Consider the following 15,751-nt stretch of genomic DNA (forward strand, 5'->3'; position numbering starts at 1 on the left):
AAAAACCGCAGTTGAATGTCCGAAATGACTGCAATACTCCATCAGCCGCTGCATTCCATCACCTTAACCCCGCTCCTAGAGGAAAGGGGGCGAAACTCCCTTCTCCCTCTGAGAGAAGGGTTGGGGATGAGGGCCTGGCGCTTTTCAGGTGGTATCCGACTGCCCGATTTAGCATGAAGAAAGCTGTGCCCCTATCGGCCTTGACCAGCTACGTTTTGCTACTGGTGCTGACAGCGATGCTGAGCCTTGCTTCGTTGAGCATGGGGGCGGGCAGCGTCGGTTGGACGGAAAGTGTCGACTGGCTGCTGGGCGGCATGCACAGCATTGATGCGCAAGTCGATCTTGTGCTTGGCGAACTGCGTCTGCCGCGGGTGCTGAAGGCGCTGGCGTTGGGCGCGGCACTCGGGGCGGCAGGGGTGTTGTTGCAGGCGGTGACGCGCAATCCGCTGGCCGAGACCGGCTTGCTGGGCGTCAATAGCGGCGCGGCCCTGGCGGTGGCGCTAGGTATCGCTCTGGCCGGGGGCCTGACGCCGGGCCCCCAAATCGGCTGGGCTCTCGGCGGGGCGTTGACGGGCAGCGCCTTTGCGTTGATGCTCGCGCATGCCGGCGGCGGCCAGGCTTCGCCGCAGCGCCTGGTGCTGGCGGGACTCGCGATCGGCGCCACCTGCCAAAGTCTGACCGCCTGGCTGTCGCTGGCGAGTAGCGCCAACCTCGACCAGTTCCGGTTCTGGCTGCTCGGTTCGCTGACCCATCCGCACGCCGGCCTGCTCGTGCCGGGATTAGCCCTGATCGGGATCGGCCTCACGCTGGCCGTCCTGTTAATCCGCCCCTTGTCGGCGCTGACTCTCGGGGACGATCTGGCACGCGCCCTCGGCCATCGCCCAGGACCGATCCGGGCTCTAACGGTCACGTCCGTCGCGCTTCTGGCCGGAACTGCAGTCGCGCTGGCCGGCCCCATTGCGTTTCTCGGCCTGATCGCGCCCTATTGCGCGCGCGCGCTCGCCGGCATCACGATCGGCGCGCAGCTTGCCTTCGCGATTCCGCTCGGCGCCGCGTTGCTGCTGCTCGCGGATCTCGCCGCCCGATTGATCGTCGCGCCCTACGAGGCGCCCATGAGCGCGGTGCTGGCGCTGATCGGCGCGCCCTTGCTGATCTGGATCGTGCATCGCGACGCCACTCTGGCGCTGAGCCGTACCGGAGCGGAATGTTGATGGCTTGGGCGCTCCGGATCGGTCTGTTTCCGGTGTTGGCATTGCTGGTCCTTGCTGCGCTGGCCGCGGGTTCCCCTTGGCTGTCGCCGGGGCAGTTGTTGGCGAGTCTCGACGGAAGCGGGCCACCCTGGTTGAGTACCCTGGTTTTCCAGATTCGACTGCCACGGCTGTGCGCGGCACTGGTGGTCGGCTCCGCGCTCGGATGCGCCGGCGCCTTGCTGCAGGCGCTCGCGCGTAACCGCCTGGCGAGTCCCGATCTGCTCGGTGTCAACGACGGCGCGTTGCTGGCGTTGGCGGTCACCCTGGTGCTGAATCCCGCCGGGCTGCTCGGTCCGTGGTGGTGCGCTCTGATCGGTGCTTTGACGACCGCGCTGTTCACGCTGCTGGCGGCCGGGGGCGTCGGCACCCAAGGCTATCGCGTGCTGGTCGTCGGGCTGGGTGTCGCCAGCTTGCTGCGGGCCGGTTTCGACATCGCCATGGCGACCCTGCCGATCTTTCAGGCCGGCGGGATGTACGCCTTCAGCGTCGGCAGTCTGACCGGCCGGACCTGGCCGCTGCTGGCGACCGTGGCCCTTGTGCTCGGCCTATTGTTGGCGGCGATGCCCCCGCTGACCCGCAGCCTGACATTGCTCGGCTTGCACGATGACAGCATCCGCAGCCTCGGCGTGCGCCTCGAACGCTTGCGCCTCGCGATCCTGCTGCTCGCCGCCGCGCTCGCGGGCCTCGCCGTCAGCGTTTCCGGGCCGGTGGGTTTCGTCGCTATCGCCGCACCCATCTTCGCGCGCCGGCTGTCGGCGGACGGATCGGCGCCGTTCTGGAGCGCCGCCGCGATCGGCGCAGCCCTGGTTATCGCCGCCGATCTACTCGGACGGGTGCTCGCGCCGCCGGTCGAAGTGCCGGCCGGCGTCGTAACCGGGCTGCTGGGAGGGCCTTTTCTGCTGTGGCTGCTGTTGCGGCCTTCGCCTTACGGAGTTACCTGATGCTGGACCTGCGCGTCGAGAACCTTTGCGCCGGCTACGGCGCGAAGACCGTGCTGAACGATCTCAGCGTGCACATTCCGTCCGGTCGCATTACCGCGATCGTCGGCGCCAACGGGTGCGGCAAGAGCACCCTACTGCGCTGCCTGGCCCGCCTTCACCGGCCCGCGTCGGGGCAGGTGCGGCTGGGGAACCACGAGCTGGGCACACTTTCGACCGCAGCCCTCTCGCGGCGCGTCGGCTTTCTGCCGCAGTTCCCGCAAGCGCCGGCCGGTTTGCGCGTGGCGTCGCTGGTCGCGCTGGGCCGCCATCCGCATCGGCGGCTGCTGCACCGCTGGTCGTCCGAAGACGAGGAGGCGGTACAGGAAGCGCTGCGGCTTACCGATCTGACCGAATTCGCGCAGCAACCCCTGGACACGCTGTCCGGCGGGCAGCGTCAGCGTGCCTGGCTGGCGATGATGCTGGCGCAATCGACGCCGGTGCTGCTTCTGGACGAACCGGGCAGCATGCTCGATCCCGGCCACCAGTTGGAACTGTTGGCCTTGCTCCGCGCCTTGGCCGATACGGGCCGCACCGTCGTGGTGGTGCTGCATGATCTCATCGCCGCCCGCCACGCCGACTGGCTGGTCGCGCTGGACCACGGCGAACTTGCCGCCTGCGGCACGCCCGGAGAGGTGCTCACGGAAGACTTGCTGCGCCGGCTGTACGGCATCGACAGCCGCATCCTGCGCGCGCCCGACGATAGCCCCGTCGTCGTGCCCTTGCGCGCGCTGAACACACCCGCGCCAGTACCGCGCCCCTTGCCGCGCAGCATCGAAGCGAACGCGAAGCGGGCCGCCAAACCGCCCGCGACTGCCGAACCCGCGCTGACGAAGGAGCGCCGTCTCTTGCTGCTGCTCGCGGCGCTGCAATTCACCCACCTCCTCGATTACATGGTGCTGATGCCGCTCGGCGCGGAAGTGATGCGCGCCTTCGACATCGGCCCGGCGCGGTTCGGATCGCTGGTTGGCGTCTATACGCTGGCATCGGCTCTGGCCAGTCTGGCCGGGGGCCGCCTGCTGGATCGCGGCGACCGCAAGCGAACCGTGCTGACGCTGTACTCCGGTTTCATCGTCGCCACTCTTGCCTGCGCCACGGCGGCAGGGTTCGAGTCGCTGCTCGCCGCGCGCGCCTTGGCCGGGGGCTGCGCCGGGCTGATCAACGCCGCGGTGATGGCGATCATCGCCGACGGCATCGAGCCGGCGCGGCGCGGCCGGGCGATCGGCACCGTGATGTCGGCGTTCGGCCTCTGCGCCGTTATCGGCGTGCCCACGGGGCTCTGGCTGGCTTCGCTGGGCGGCTGGCGGATACCGTTCTTCGCGGTCGCGGCGCTGTCGGCCTTGTTATGGATCGGCCTCCGGTTCGGGCTGCCGCGCGCGCCGGCTAGCGCCGTCGCCACCCGTGGGCGGCTCACCGAAAGTTCGCTCGCGCTGGGCTGGCTGCTGAGCTTCGGTATTGTTTTCGCCGGCTTTCTCATCGTGCCGTATCTCGGCGCGCATCTGAACGGCACGCTGGGCGTCGCGCTGCATGACATGTCCTGGATTTATCTCTGCGCCGGACTCGCGACCTTCTTGGCGGCACGCTGGATAGGCCGCGCCGCCGACCGGTTCGGCGCGGCGCGCGTGCTCGCGCTGCTGATGCTGACGAGCATCGTTCCGCACCTCTGGCTCACCCAGCTTCAACCGGGTCCGCTGGCGCAAACCGCGCTGGTGTTCATGCTGTTCATGGTGCTTACCTCCACCCGCGCCATTCCCGCCTCCGCCTGGCTCATCAGCCGCGTCCCGCCGCCCTTGCGCGGCCGTTACCTGGCGATCAACACCGCCAGCACCGACGCCGCCTCCGGCCTCGCCGCCTGGAGCGCGGGACTGATCACCAGCGTCGACGCCAGCGGCGCCCTGCAGCACTTCGAGCGTTCCGGCTGGCTCGCCGCCGGCGTTACGCTGCTGACCCTGGGCTTGCTGGGATGGCTACAACTGCGGTCCACTCCGAAGCTCGCGACCGAGTCGTAGCCCGTATGAAGCGAAGCGGAATGCGGGGAACATCACCGCTCCGATCATCCCGGATTTCACTCCGTTTCATCCGGGCTACCCGGTGCGGATCGCACCGCAACTACCGAGCACCGACCGGAATCCATCGATTCAACCGCGAGATGAAACCATGAGTTCGCACCTGCCGAACCTTTCCGATTTCCACTTGCATCCGAGCATCGCCCTGGTGACCGGGGCCGCCCAGGGCATCGGCGCGGTGGTCGCCGCGACGCTGGCCGGGCGCGGGCTCACCGTCGCCGCCGCGGACATCGACGGTGCGTCCCTATGCGATATGTGCGCCTCGCACGATAACTTGCATCCCTTCGTGCTCGACCTGCGCGATGCAGCGGCCGTCGTGGAAACGGTCGAGCGCGCGGAACGCGAACTCGGCGCCATCGACTACCTGGTCAACGTCGCCGGCGTGCTATATACCGGCGGAGCGATCGACGCCAGCGACGAGGACTGGATGCAGAGCTTCGCGGTCAACACCCATGGCGTCTTCTTTCTCACCCGCGCAGTGGCGCGCCGCATGCGCGAGCGGCGGCGCGGCGCGATCGTGACCGTGGGTTCCAACGCGGCCTCCACCCCGCGCATGGGCATGGCCGCCTACGCCGCGTCCAAGGCTGCTACCGCCCAGTACATCCGCTGCCTGGGGCTGGAACTCGCGGAATACGGCATTCGCTGCAATCTGGTCTCGCCCGGGTCGACCGACACCGAGATGCAGCGCCGCTACTGGCGCGACGGTGCCGGCAGCGCCGAACAGGTCATCCGGGGATCTTTGGAAAAGTTCCGCCTCGGCATCCCGCTGCGCAAGCTGGCACAACCCGAAGATATCGCCCAGGCCGTGCTGTTTCTTCTGTCCGATGCCGCAGGGCACATCACGATGCAGGATCTCGTAGTCGATGGCGGAGCGACTTTGGGCTGAGAGCCCATCTGGACAAGTAGCCCGGATGAAACGCAGTGTAAGCCGGGAGAGCCGAAGTACCAATCGTCCCGGATTCCGCAAAGCTCCATCCGGGCTACGCAGGCTACCTGGTTATGCTGCAAGTTCTTTTGCGTAGATGACGACATTGTCCTCCCCGGATTCAATCAAGGAGGCCGCGTAGGACAGGCAAAAGCCGTTGGGCTGTACCCATCAGTCGGGAAGGTGGACACGCTGAGCTTTGCCGATGCTACAGCGCTGGGATGGTCCGGACGAACAACCGCGGGTATTGGCGAAAAGGTCGGAGTCAATCCGACCCTTCACGAATTTCGCGCATTCAGCGCGAAATGAGAGGCCGGTCACCTCCAGCACGGAGACAAGCGCTCATCGCGCAATGCAAACTCAAGCAACGACCCGTTACGTGAGCGATCAATAAAACCTCGCTCAAAAAACGCTTGATTACACGCCCTGACCCCTCTTTTTGCGCAGCGTCACCATTCGCCTGGCATGCGGCGAATGGCGCCTCTATCGCCGCATATTTTGCGGTAAATGGCTGGTCGATGCGGAGATTGCGATCCATAATATCCGCATGACTAGCGGCGATTATCAATACATCTGGCAGACCGGCGATTGGCCGAACTGGCGTTACGATTTGGCGGCACTGGCCAGTCCTATGGCGGAGGTCAGTCGCGCCCAAGGAAACCTGTTGGGGCGCCTGGCCGACGTGGGTATGGCGCTGCGCGATCAGGCGCGCCTTGCTGCGCTCACCGAAGACGTGGTCAAGACTAGCGAGATCGAGGGTGAGCCGCTCAATGCCGAATCCGTTCGCTCAAGCATTGCCCGTAGGCTGGGCGTGGACATCGGCGCCCTGGCCCCCGTCGATCGGCACGTCGAAGGCATGGTCGAGATGGTGCTCGATGCCACTGCCAACTGCCAGGCACCGGTGTCGCGGGAGCGCCTGTTCGGCTGGCATGCCGCGCTGTGTCCAACCGGCTACTCCGGCCTTTCCAGGATCAAGGTCGGCGGCTGGCGCGACGATGCCACGGGGCCCATGCAAGTGGTGTCTGGCCTCGTCGGCCGGCAGAGGGTGCATTTCGAGGCACCACCCGCCGACCGAGTGGGGAATTCTTTCACAGCCTCGAAGCCACATCCGGGCTAAGCTGGCTAAATGCAATTGCGCACGCATCAGCATGCGCATACCATGGACTCATCATTGCTGCCCACCCGAGGTTCGCCATGCGCACGCTATATGATGTCAACGCCCCGAAAAAGCCGACAAACCTCAGCATAAACAGCGACCTGCTCGCCAAAGCCAGAGCTTTGAACATCAATCTTTCCGCCACTCTGGAGCAAGCACTCAGGCAACAATTGGCAGAGTGCGAAGCGGATAAATGGGCCGACGAAAACAGGGCTGCCATAGATGCCTACAACTCGTTCGTGGAACAACATGGGTGCTTCGGTGACGAGTTCCGAGAGTTCTGATGGCACAGTTTGACGTCTACGCCAATCCGAGCAAGAGCACCAAGGGCTTCTATCCGTTTCTGGTCGATATTCAAAGCCCACACATTTCAGAACTGGCTACCCGAATCGTCATTCCACTCGGAAAGCGCTCCGACTTCGGCAATGAAACGATGAAAGGACTCACCCCAGAAATCACGTTCAATGCCCAAGAACTCCTGTTGCTTGTCCCCCAGATTTCTTCAATTCCAGCTAAATTGCTTCAGAACCCGATCGGATCACTTTCCCATTTTCGGGACCAAATTATCCGGGCGCTCGATTTCGCGATCACCGGCATTTGATAATGGCGCCGGGAAACTGAGCCAATGCGCGCACACTTTGCGTGGCCGGATCTGAGGTATCCGTCGGCGTGGTGGGACCACGTTGGGCCAAGAGCCTATCTCAGCGAGTAGCGAGTAGCCCGGATGCAAAGCAGTGGAATGCGGAAGAGTCGAGGCACCGATCGTCCCGGTTTCCGCGAAGCTCCATCCGGGTGCACTGGCTTTCATCCTCGGCATCCAAATATGTCAATGATTCGTCCGCAGCACCTGCGTTAGTCTATCGCTACAGCAAGCCCGATTCTTACATCAAATCCGCAATGGCGAAGCCGCTTCCTGAATGTCCTGTTCTTTAGGGGAGCAATCTGAGAGGTGTAGCATGCGAACACATCGATTGTCGTCATTCTGGGCCATCGCTTGTTTTTTCATGAGCCTGGCGGGTAGCGCCACGGATGCGGCCTCATCCCCGTCTGATCCTTTAGCGTCGTCACGCATCGTCGAACCGGCTCAGAACCTGCCGGCTTCTGGCGAAGTCCGGGAAGGCGTGGTTGCCCCGATACAGACGACCCCTACCTGTGGCTGTTGCCTTGGCCGGGCGAGTTCGCGCTGCGGACTTACAAAGGCTTTTATGTGACCGCGCTTGATGGGGGAGGAAGAACAGTCGAACCTGTCCTCCTGACGACCGCGACGACAGCCGGGCCCTGGGAAAAGTTCACGTTCGCCGTGACTTACCCCGACACGCCTCATGACAAGAGCATTCAGACGTCCCGTGGCTATTATTTGACTGCACTGAACGGAGGGGGTCTAACGGGTGGCGCTTTTCATACTGACGCCACGCAAGCCCTAGACTGGGAGCGGTTTCGACTGCTCGACCTGAGTGTCGGCAACTTCGCGCCCAGTTTTTATGCGATTTATACGATAAACGGGTTTTATGTCACGGCAGTCGGAGCCGGCGGCAAATCCGCAGATGCTTTTCATACCGATGCGACACAGATTCAGGATTGGGAAAAATTTCAGATTGTCAAGTGCGGCGACGTGGGATCGGGATTCGAGTACGGCATTCTGACCGCGGACGGCACATTTCTGTCCGCCGTGTTGCCGGGAGGCCAGTCATCGCAAGGGGACATAACAATCGTCGGACGGGCAGAACCGGAGTCGAGATTTAAACTTATCCGACAAAATGACGGCTCCCATGCTCTGCAAACCTCTAATGGCGTGACCTTCGTTACAGCCTTAGGTGGCGGGGGACTCGTGGAAAAATTTATCGGCTGCGACCCGGGCTTTCCAGGCGCATGCATCAGTACCACATCGACCATCTTCCACACTGATGCGACACAAGTCTTGGCCTGGGAGAAATTCCGGATCATCGATCAGGGCAACTGCACCTATGCGCTTCAAACCTCGAGCGGGTTCAATGTGGGAATCTACCGAGACTCAGCTGGACACACCTTGCTCACCACCCGCCGTGACGGCGTATCGACATCGAACGAATTGTTCCAGCTAATAGTTTACGGCTTGGCTTCACCAGAGGTCCTGCAATGAGAGGGAACACGCTCGCATGCGTACGATTGACCCGGCCTATAAACATAAGCCGGGTTAATTCGGGGTGGGGATGCCCCACTCGGCGGCAAGCCGCGTCTGCGAGTTGCCCGGATGAAACGCAGTGGGATCCGGGAGAGTCGAGGCATCGATCTTACCTGCGGCCTGCACAATTATAGAAGCCACTGCCGCCATCACAGTTATTGACGGCAGCCGCGGTCCCAAAAGTATATGAAAACCAGTTTCCAATAACGTCCAACTTTCATTGGAACCCCCGATAATGTGAGAAGACTTGCAAATCGGGGCCGGAATTTAACGATGAAATCTCCGTAGCTCGGTAAGCGTCCGCTGGAGGACAGTCTTTTCCTGATGCCGCCGAACAGTTAACCGTCAGGACCTTATACGTTGGCTGGTTTCCAGTTGTGGGGTAGCAGGCTGTCGATCTCCCTCTGCTTGGTGGTGGGTAAACGGGTCAGGACGTCTTTCAGGTAGGCCTCTGGGTTGAGGTCGAGTTCCTTGCAGGTTTGGATGAGGCTGAACACCGTGGCGGCGACCTGGCCGCCCTTGGGCGAGCCGAGGAACAGCCAGTTCTTGCGGCCGATGGTGAGGGGGCGGATCGCCCGCTCACTGCGGTTGTTGTCGATCTCCAGGCGACCGTCTTCGGTATAGCGCTCCAGCGCCGGCCAGTTCTTGAGGGCATAGCCGATGGCCTGGGCAGTGGGGGTCTTGGGCGCCAGCTGGCGCAGCCGGTCTTCGAGCCAGGCCTTGAACTCGGCCAGGATCGGCCGCGCCTGTTCCTGCCGTAGCTTTCGGGTGCCTTCGGCGTCGAGTTGCTGTTCCTTGGCCTCCCGTTCGATGGCGTAGAGCCGGCCGATGTACTCCAAGGCCTCATGGGCGCTGATGCGCTTGCCGTTCTCGGTCTGTCGGGCAATCTCGAAGAACTTGCGGCGCGCATGCGCCCAGCACGCCACTTCCAGGACCTTGCCTGCGGCGAAGATCTGGTCGTAACCGGCATAGGCGTCCGCCTGCAGGTAGCCGCTGTAGCCTTCCAGTTTGGCCTTGGGATGCTTGCCCGCCCGGGTTTCGGTGTGGTCATAGACGACGATGGGCGGCGAGTGGCCGGCGTATACCCAAAACCGGGTTTCCCGCGTCTTGCCGCGGTCCTGCACCGCCACAGTGGTGTCGTCCGAGAAGATCACCGGCTGTTGCTTGAGCAACGCCAGCATCCGCTCGACCAAGGGCTGCAGCTGCCAGCCGCTCTGGATGACCCAGTCGCACAACGTGGTGCGGGCAATGGGGACACCCTGGTGGGCAAAGATTTGCTCGATGCGGTACAGCGGCAGGTGATAGCCGTATTTGGCCATCAGCAGATGTGCCAGAAGACCCGGCAGAGGGATGCCCTGCTCGATGATTTGCGGCGGGGCCGGTACCGTGGTCAACTGCCCTTGGCACTTCGCGCAGGCGCACTTTTCCCGCCGCGTTTCCACGACCTTCAGTTGCGCCGGGACGTAATCCAAGCGTTCGGAGCTTTCGTAGCCGATCACCGGCCGTTCCTCACCGCAGGCAGGACACTGCCGGTCTTGTGCCGACAACGGCAATACCACGATCTCTCGCGGCAGATGCGCCGGCAGTGCGGTGCGCTTCGGTTGATTCTTGGCGGGCGATTGCACCACCACCGTCTTGAACGCCACCGGACTGGCGACGGGGGCGTCCTCGGGCACCTCATCCCACAGCGGCAGTTGGTCGATGTCGGGGAGGGTCGCCAGTCGCTCGGAACGGGCGCCGAACAGCAGCTTCTTCAGCTGCGCTAGGTCGAATTCCAGCCGTTCGATGCGCGCCTCGCGCTGGGCCAGGGTGGCCTTTAGAGTACGATTTTCTTCGGCGAGAGCGGCGGCATTCATGGCTGCCATTATACCCGGTGGACCACCCGAAAGCCCAGCTCTGATGCGGGTTTCAGGCACTTTCGACTCAGCCGACCCGACCCGCGCGAACCGCGCGGAAACGGGCCACCGTCAGGTCCACGCCTTCCAGCAACAGCAGCAGGTCCGAGCGCGAAATCGTCCCCTGAACCGGCTTGCGGAAGCGGCCTTTCTCCAGCCGCTTGTAGGCCAGCCAGAAACCGTGACGATCCCACCACAACAGCTTCACCTTGTCCCGGCCCCGGTTGAAAAACACGAACACCGCACCCGATAACGGCGAATGCCCCAGACTGCTCTCCACCGCCAGCGCCAAACCATCGATGGACTTGCGCAAATCGACCGGCTCGGCCACCACATACACCGCCGCCGCACTCAGAATCGTCGCCAGCATCACGAGACCAATGCGGCCACCACCTGCTTCAACAACCCGGCATCGAACCCCGGTTTCACCTCGATGCGAACCCCGCCCACCGACAACCACAGACCACCGACTGCTGTCTCACCGCCATCTACCCGCATCAACGTCAGTGGCGCCACCACCGCTGGCTGCGCTACGCGTCGACGCCAGTAGATGAACGCCGCATAGCTGACCGCCTCGCGCGCACACCAAGCGCGCACCGACAACCCACTCCCTGCCTGTTGCTCCAGCAGGACCCGCCAATGCATCTCTCGTTCTTGTTTCGTCATCGCCATCTCCTCCTCTTCGGGAATATGGCGATACTGTGACTCAGGCGCTAATCGGTGGGAATTATGCGGACAGCCGGACGCTTACGTAGCTCGTGTTCTTTTTGATGTCATCGAGTGGAAATGGGGTCAGGTCTTGTATTCCAGCATGCTTGATTACAAGACCTGACCCCATTTCCCGGCGGTGACCCCATTTCCCGGCGGCATGGGACGAAGAAACCGGCAGGAACCTGACTAAAGGAGGGCGTCCGCCGATTATCGCGAGCATGGCCGACCGGCTGCTGTTCATCCTGTTCTATCTGAAGACCTACCCTCTGCAAGAGGTCATCGCGCATCTGTTCGGCATGAGCCAACCCCAGGCCAACTTCACGATCCACCGGTTGAGCAGGGTGCTCAACAAGACACTTGACGCCCGCGGGCACAAGCCCGCCCGGCTCACCGAGGAGATGCTGTCCAGGCTGGAGCAGGAGACGCGGCAGGACTTGGGCATAGACGGAACGGAAAGGCGCATCAACCGCCCCGTCAACGACCTGGGGCAACGCATCCACTACAGCGGTAAAAAAAATGCCACACCGTGAAGAACAACCTTGTCGGCGGCCTGGAGGACCGGCAGGTCAAGTACTTGGGCTCGACCCATGAGGGCAAGAAGCACGACAAGAAGATCTGCGACGAAGAAGGGACCCGGTTCTCCGACGGCGTCGAGCTGTATCGCGACAGCGGCTTCCAGGGACACGAACTGGCGAATGTCACAGTCCACCAGCCGAAGAAGAGGCCGCGCAACGGCCGGCTTTCGGCCGACGACCAGGAGGCCAACCGGCTCCACTCAAGCATCCGCGTGATCATCGAACACATCCTCTCGGGAATCAAGCGGTGCCGCGTCGTCAAAGACGTGTTCAGGAACACCAAGGAAGGCTACGACGATGTCGTCATTGAATTGGCCTGCGGCCTGCACAATTACAGGCGCTACTGCCGAAACCAGAGTTATTGATAGCCGGCCATTTCCTCTGTTCCGGTTATGAAAGGTGGTTTCCGATAATGTCTATTTATTCCGCCGAGGGTGTAAATGCATAACGCGGAAGCTCACCCGCCCGCGCCCACCACGAAATTTGAAATCACGAAATGGCTTGTGGGTGCGGGTCGGGTGGAGCGCAATGTTAGGCAGCAGGCAAGACGTGATGCCGTTTTCCACGCGAGACACCAAACCCTGCCAAGCCTATTGCAACCAAGGCAAACGTTGCCGGTTCTGGTACGGCACCGACATCTTCGGGGGTATCGGAGGCGGCGATACGGAAGTTGTCCAGTGCCGCATAGCCGCCGGCCAAGAGGTCGATTCGCAGGGTTACGTTGCCATTGGTGTTGCCACTGGCATCAAGTGGTAGCAGGACTTCCGTCCAGTCAAACACATCCTGCGCCGACGCAGTGCCGGACGCTTGCAGCACATCCAAAATCGTCCCGCCGCCTAGACCGGTGGCCCCGCTGGGATTGTCGTACAAAGTGAATTCAAAAGTCGGCACCGCTCCCGGCGGGACGAAAGGCCCCCCAAACACGCTGAGATCAATACTTGAAATATCCAGGCGCACGTTCAGAAACGGATTGCTTCCAACATTAAAAGACAATCCGAGCAAATCGTTTTGTCCGTCTGAAAGCATTCCAAGCGCGTAATTTCCTCCTTTGCCCGAAGGATCGGAATACCCATGACCGAATGCTTGGTTGCCGGTGATAAGCAGCGTTTCCACGGTGAATTGCTGTGCAAAAGCAAAACCGGGCGGTTGGTTTCCATAAAGGGTGTTCACTGAATTGAAGATGTTGACATCACCGCCATCGTTCACAAACGCAGCCGGGTTCTCAAAATTCTGGTCATACAGAACGACGGTTGTTGCCTGTGCGGCTGATGTAAACATCATTGTGCAGAGGCCAGCAATTATCGAATGTTTAAGTTTCATTATCGTTTCTCCTTATGTCTTGCGGTTGAAAGAAGTTGCTGCTTCACATGCCTAACGTTTCGGTTCACCCGACCGCAAAAGCGGCCAGATGAAGTCCATAGATGCCACCGAAACCGCGCCGCTTTTGCGGGTCGGAGTGCAACCGATTGTTAGGCAATCTCACGCAACGCCCGCCTCTGAGTTGGCCTTCTGGATTGCCCCGGAGAACTTAGCCCAACGTTCTTGCGAAATCAGGCCCTTGGACAAGCCAAGAGCTACAATGGACTGAATGCGGGAGTGCAGAGAGCTAGATTCAGGGTGAAACCCATGCTTGATAAGGCCGCAGTAATAGAGGGTAGCTATGTAGAGCGCCCCCTCATCCTCAGACATCTTTGCCTTCCACGCATTATCAATGAGTTCCAAGTAGGCAAGCGCGCCAGGGAACCTGGGATTATCACGGGTGGCAATCTGATACTCATTGTTGAGCTTTGTATCGACCGTGCCGTTGTATTTCTTACGCTTACCAAAACCAAACATGTGTCATCCCTTTTCTTGCCTAACGCTTGCGCTAACCGGTCGCCGAAGGAGCGTAGCGACTGAGGCGGTCCGAGTTGAGCGCATTGTTCGGCATCAGCTTCGATGGACCCAATAGTACGGTTCTCTATGGAGATGCATTACCGCGAGGATTACCAACTCGTCATTGCCTTCGTCATGGTGGTACACAATGCCGTAAGGGAATCGGCGAACAAGACACCGACGAATACCTTTTTCTAAGAATGGCCACATTCCGGGATGCGCTGCAGTTCGCTCGATAGCCGCATACACTTCCACCGCAAATTGATGCCCGAGCGTCTTTTCTCGCTCCTCGTAATAATCGATTGCGAGCCGGAATTCGGCATGGGCCTCCGGATGAAAGGAGTACAACATTAAGAGAACCGCTTCCAGATTTCGTCAAAGACATCTTGTCCCGAAACCGGCTTCACTGCGCCCGCCTTGATCTCGTCAAGTCTTCGCTTTGCTACCTCAGCCCATTTCTTGTCAATTTCTGATTCTGTTGGGTTTAGAGTCTTGAGCACCGAGTCAGCTACCCGTGCGCGCTCCTCCACGGGGAGGGATTCGATTTCTCGCAACAAGTCTTCTGTCTTCATGGTGATCTCCTGGAAGAGTGAATTCGTGACTGTCTCAGTCTACTGCTGAGCGACCTTTTCGCCTGCCGATGAATCCTTGCGGCCGAACGCCTGAGTTAAGCCGCGACACGAAGTGGCGTCGGCTTAGACGAATAGTTAGATCACACCCACCAGCCTTAGCACGCCCGCTCCTGCCAGCACGAAACCGAGAAGCCCGTATAACCAATGCTCCTTCACAAGCTCCACGATGACAGAAGGATGGAAGTGCAAGCGATCTTGCCAAGGCGCCTGAGTTGCGAGTGTGCGGCTATGCGCACGACCCGCGAGGTTGGCCATGACATCTACCTTTCGCAGTGTTGATTGGTGTAGCTTTACGAACTCTCGGCCTTCCCAAGCGGCAGCTTCCGCTTTCCCTGAGAGGAAGTCCTGGTGCGTAATTCGGTTGAGCTTCATGAGCGACTCAAGCCGCGGGTGCCCGGCGTAGCGGACACCGTAGATTGAAATCAGTAGCCTAGATAGGTCCAGCTTCTTCTCGTCCTTGGTTTCGAACGGGGTGCCGCCGAGCACACGATGCCTATGCTCTAGCGCTTGGAACCCGTAATTGATATCTCGCATGTTCCAGTGTAGCCACGTGCAGTGTGTGTGGGTGGCTGCGAAGGCAAAGAACTCGTCGAGCATCTCCCGCTCAAGGCGATCGTAGTGTCTTTCAATATCGGCGAGGTCTACCTTCTGGATCTCTGCGATCTTGTGGATCGAGAAAGACCGGGTCTGCCCAGAATCCAGCTGCCGCGCGGCGATGCTCGTGATGCGTGGAGTACGGCCATCAACGCGATCGTAAAAGCTCTCGCACGAATAGTGGATCACCAAGCAGTGATGGGCGTTCTTGAAGAGAGCGTCGATGGCTTCTGACGCGTTCCTTCTCTGCTTGTACAGGTCGAGGTACTTTCCCATGTGTGATCTAACGTTCGCCATAACCGGCAGTGAAAAGCGGCGCAAGCTTTTCGCGCCGCTTTTCACTGTCCGCGTTGATGGTGTTGTTGGGCGTCGCCTCAGCGAATGCCCGAATACTCATTAGTAACAGCTCCGACAAAAGCCTTTATAGCGCTGGTCGATCTCAGGTGATGCACTCGCTTGTGACGGGCCTGCTCTGCAACCAACTGCCGGTACTTGGGTGTCAATTTCTCATGACAGAGCCGAAGTACGCGATAGCTGTTCAATGTGCCGCGCCATATTGGACTGTTCTCAGGCCACCCCTCGGGCGTGACGATTAAGCCCTTTACGAGACGCTTTGCCACCCAGACATAATGCGTGAATAGCGGTAGATCGACGTAGATCAACGTGTCAGCAGCCGAGAAACGTTCCCAGGCTGACGGCACGCAGCCGAACCCGTCAATGATCCACTCGTCTCCGCGCATGAGTTCGGAATGGATCTGAAGGTACTCGTTGTGAGGCACCTCCACACCGCCAGGCCGGTATTTAATGGTGTCGAGTGAGTGCAGCGGCAAACGGGTAATGCTGGCCAGTTGCCGAGCTAGCGTTGATTTACCGCCGCCAGCGTTGCCGAAAACTGCGACTCGCCTCATCTCAAATACTCTGCTCACTGATCTGC

The 15,751-nt window shown here is 60.9% G+C and carries 19 protein-coding genes; 10 read left to right on the forward strand and 9 right to left on the reverse strand.

All coding sequences use genetic code 11. The features are described 5' to 3' along the window. The first annotated feature begins 11 nt into the window (after positions 1-11). The 8 genes from sS8_RS24420 (at position 12) to sS8_RS24465 (ending at position 8,493) form a co-directional block, all read left to right on the forward strand. The gene (locus sS8_RS24420) at positions 12-1,211 is read left to right on the forward strand and encodes a FecCD family ABC transporter permease (protein WP_197716620.1); all 1,200 of its coding nucleotides are present in this window, start codon (positions 12-14) and stop codon (positions 1,209-1,211) included. Continuing rightward, complete coding sequence (locus sS8_RS24425; RefSeq protein WP_170161245.1) at positions 1,211-2,191, forward strand: FecCD family ABC transporter permease; 981 nt, start codon at positions 1,211-1,213, stop codon at positions 2,189-2,191. Before sS8_RS24420 ends, sS8_RS24425 begins: the two co-directional genes overlap by 1 nt. Next, positions 2,191-4,236, forward strand: coding sequence for an MFS transporter (locus sS8_RS28810; protein ID WP_197716621.1), 2,046 nt, complete (start codon positions 2,191-2,193; stop codon positions 4,234-4,236). Before sS8_RS24425 ends, sS8_RS28810 begins: the two co-directional genes overlap by 1 nt. 148 nt (positions 4,237-4,384) lie before the next feature. Continuing rightward, positions 4,385-5,179, forward strand: a complete 795-nt coding sequence (locus tag sS8_RS24440) for a 2,3-dihydro-2,3-dihydroxybenzoate dehydrogenase (RefSeq protein WP_119632057.1) — start codon at positions 4,385-4,387, stop codon at positions 5,177-5,179. Positions 5,180-5,657: 478 nt separating this feature from the next. Further along, positions 5,658-6,335, forward strand: a complete 678-nt coding sequence (locus tag sS8_RS24445; RefSeq protein ID WP_197716622.1) for a DUF4172 domain-containing protein — start codon at positions 5,658-5,660, stop codon at positions 6,333-6,335. Between the two features lie 77 nt (positions 6,336-6,412). After that, positions 6,413-6,658 (forward strand): type II toxin-antitoxin system CcdA family antitoxin, encoded by a 246-nt coding sequence (locus sS8_RS24450; protein WP_119632997.1) that lies wholly within the window; start codon positions 6,413-6,415, stop codon positions 6,656-6,658. Next, positions 6,658-6,975 carry a CcdB family protein gene (locus tag sS8_RS24455; RefSeq protein WP_119632058.1) on the forward strand — a complete coding sequence of 106 codons (318 nt, stop codon included), beginning with the start codon at positions 6,658-6,660 and terminating at the stop codon, positions 6,973-6,975. Before sS8_RS24450 ends, sS8_RS24455 begins: the two co-directional genes overlap by 1 nt. A 606-nt stretch (positions 6,976-7,581) precedes the next feature. Continuing rightward, a complete protein-coding gene (locus sS8_RS24465) occupies positions 7,582-8,493 on the forward strand; it encodes a fascin domain-containing protein (RefSeq protein WP_119632060.1) in 912 nt (303 codons plus the stop codon). A 395-nt stretch (positions 8,494-8,888) separates the two neighbouring features. On the opposite strand, the gene tnpC is transcribed toward sS8_RS24465, so the two are convergent. From tnpC to tnpA, 3 genes are read right to left on the reverse strand one after another with little or no spacing between them, the layout of a single operon-like run. Continuing rightward, positions 8,889-10,400 (reverse strand): IS66 family transposase, encoded by a 1,512-nt coding sequence (gene tnpC / locus sS8_RS24470; RefSeq protein ID WP_119627853.1) that lies wholly within the window; start codon positions 10,398-10,400, stop codon positions 8,889-8,891. Positions 10,401-10,458: 58 nt separating this feature from the next. Further along, positions 10,459-10,800 (reverse strand): IS66 family insertion sequence element accessory protein TnpB, encoded by a 342-nt coding sequence (tnpB, locus tag sS8_RS24475; RefSeq protein WP_119627852.1) that lies wholly within the window; start codon positions 10,798-10,800, stop codon positions 10,459-10,461. Beyond that, positions 10,800-11,102 (reverse strand): IS66 family insertion sequence element accessory protein TnpA, encoded by a 303-nt coding sequence (tnpA, locus tag sS8_RS24480; protein WP_119627851.1) that lies wholly within the window; start codon positions 11,100-11,102, stop codon positions 10,800-10,802. Before tnpA ends, tnpB begins: the two co-directional genes overlap by 1 nt. Positions 11,103-11,359: 257 nt before the next feature. Here tnpA and sS8_RS24485 point away from each other — a divergent pair, with 257 nt between their 5' ends. Then, the gene (locus sS8_RS24485; RefSeq protein ID WP_119632061.1) at positions 11,360-11,671 is read left to right on the forward strand and encodes a helix-turn-helix domain-containing protein; all 312 of its coding nucleotides are present in this window, start codon (positions 11,360-11,362) and stop codon (positions 11,669-11,671) included. Continuing rightward, positions 11,668-12,081, forward strand: coding sequence for a transposase family protein (locus sS8_RS24490; RefSeq protein ID WP_119630822.1), 414 nt, complete (start codon positions 11,668-11,670; stop codon positions 12,079-12,081). The genes sS8_RS24485 and sS8_RS24490 overlap by 4 nt, the downstream gene beginning before the upstream one ends. A gap of 166 nt (positions 12,082-12,247) precedes the next feature. Here the strand turns inward: sS8_RS24490 and sS8_RS24495 are convergent, their stop codons facing one another. The 6 genes from sS8_RS24495 to sS8_RS24520 all read right to left on the reverse strand — a co-directional run bounded on the left by sS8_RS24495 (position 12,248) and on the right by sS8_RS24520 (position 15,725). Next, a complete protein-coding gene (locus sS8_RS24495; protein ID WP_119632062.1) occupies positions 12,248-13,036 on the reverse strand; it encodes a PEP-CTERM sorting domain-containing protein in 789 nt (262 codons plus the stop codon). A 159-nt stretch (positions 13,037-13,195) separates the two neighbouring features. Continuing rightward, positions 13,196-13,552, reverse strand: a complete 357-nt coding sequence (locus tag sS8_RS24500) for a hypothetical protein (RefSeq protein ID WP_119632063.1) — start codon at positions 13,550-13,552, stop codon at positions 13,196-13,198. Between the two features lie 93 nt (positions 13,553-13,645). Next, entirely contained in the window at positions 13,646-13,942 is a 297-nt protein-coding gene (locus tag sS8_RS24505) for a type II toxin-antitoxin system RelE/ParE family toxin (protein ID WP_119632064.1), read from the reverse strand. Next, positions 13,942-14,163, reverse strand: a complete 222-nt coding sequence (locus sS8_RS24510; protein ID WP_119632065.1) for an addiction module protein — start codon at positions 14,161-14,163, stop codon at positions 13,942-13,944. Before sS8_RS24510 ends, sS8_RS24505 begins: the two co-directional genes overlap by 1 nt. 135 nt (positions 14,164-14,298) lie before the next feature. Then, positions 14,299-15,093, reverse strand: coding sequence for a hypothetical protein (locus sS8_RS24515; RefSeq protein WP_197716623.1), 795 nt, complete (start codon positions 15,091-15,093; stop codon positions 14,299-14,301). 98 nt (positions 15,094-15,191) lie between these two features. Continuing rightward, complete coding sequence (locus sS8_RS24520; RefSeq protein WP_119632999.1) at positions 15,192-15,725, reverse strand: P-loop NTPase family protein; 534 nt, start codon at positions 15,723-15,725, stop codon at positions 15,192-15,194. Positions 15,726-15,751: the final 26 nt, after the last annotated feature.

It is taken from the genome of Methylocaldum marinum (genome assembly GCF_003584645.1).
GTDB lineage: Bacteria > Pseudomonadota > Gammaproteobacteria > Methylococcales > Methylococcaceae > Methylocaldum > Methylocaldum marinum.

Bases quoted from the DNA above. Each gene is read 5' to 3' on its own strand.
- sS8_RS24495 (WP_119632062.1), bottom strand. From the start codon at position 13,036: ATGAAACTTAAACATTCGATAATTGCTGGCCTCTGCACAATGATGTTT.
- sS8_RS24450 (WP_119632997.1), top strand. From the start codon at position 6,413: ATGCGCACGCTATATGATGTCAACGCCCCGAAAAAGCCGACAAACCTC.
- sS8_RS24515 (WP_197716623.1), bottom strand. From the start codon at position 15,093: ATGGGAAAGTACCTCGACCTGTACAAGCAGAGAAGGAACGCGTCAGAA.
- sS8_RS24505 (WP_119632064.1), bottom strand. From the start codon at position 13,942: ATGTTGTACTCCTTTCATCCGGAGGCCCATGCCGAATTCCGGCTCGCA.
- sS8_RS24500 (WP_119632063.1), bottom strand. From the start codon at position 13,552: ATGTTTGGTTTTGGTAAGCGTAAGAAATACAACGGCACGGTCGATACA.
- tnpC (WP_119627853.1), bottom strand. From the start codon at position 10,400: ATGGCAGCCATGAATGCCGCCGCTCTCGCCGAAGAAAATCGTACTCTA.
- sS8_RS24485 (WP_119632061.1), top strand. From the start codon at position 11,360: ATGGCCGACCGGCTGCTGTTCATCCTGTTCTATCTGAAGACCTACCCT.
- sS8_RS24520 (WP_119632999.1), bottom strand. From the start codon at position 15,725: ATGAGGCGAGTCGCAGTTTTCGGCAACGCTGGCGGCGGTAAATCAACG.
- sS8_RS24440 (WP_119632057.1), top strand. From the start codon at position 4,385: ATGAGTTCGCACCTGCCGAACCTTTCCGATTTCCACTTGCATCCGAGC.
- sS8_RS24425 (WP_170161245.1), top strand. From the start codon at position 1,211: ATGGCTTGGGCGCTCCGGATCGGTCTGTTTCCGGTGTTGGCATTGCTG.
- sS8_RS24510 (WP_119632065.1), bottom strand. From the start codon at position 14,163: ATGAAGACAGAAGACTTGTTGCGAGAAATCGAATCCCTCCCCGTGGAG.
- tnpB (WP_119627852.1), bottom strand. From the start codon at position 10,800: ATGCTGGCGACGATTCTGAGTGCGGCGGCGGTGTATGTGGTGGCCGAG.
- tnpA (WP_119627851.1), bottom strand. From the start codon at position 11,102: ATGGCGATGACGAAACAAGAACGAGAGATGCATTGGCGGGTCCTGCTG.
- sS8_RS24455 (WP_119632058.1), top strand. From the start codon at position 6,658: ATGGCACAGTTTGACGTCTACGCCAATCCGAGCAAGAGCACCAAGGGC.
- sS8_RS28810 (WP_197716621.1), top strand. From the start codon at position 2,191: ATGCTGGACCTGCGCGTCGAGAACCTTTGCGCCGGCTACGGCGCGAAG.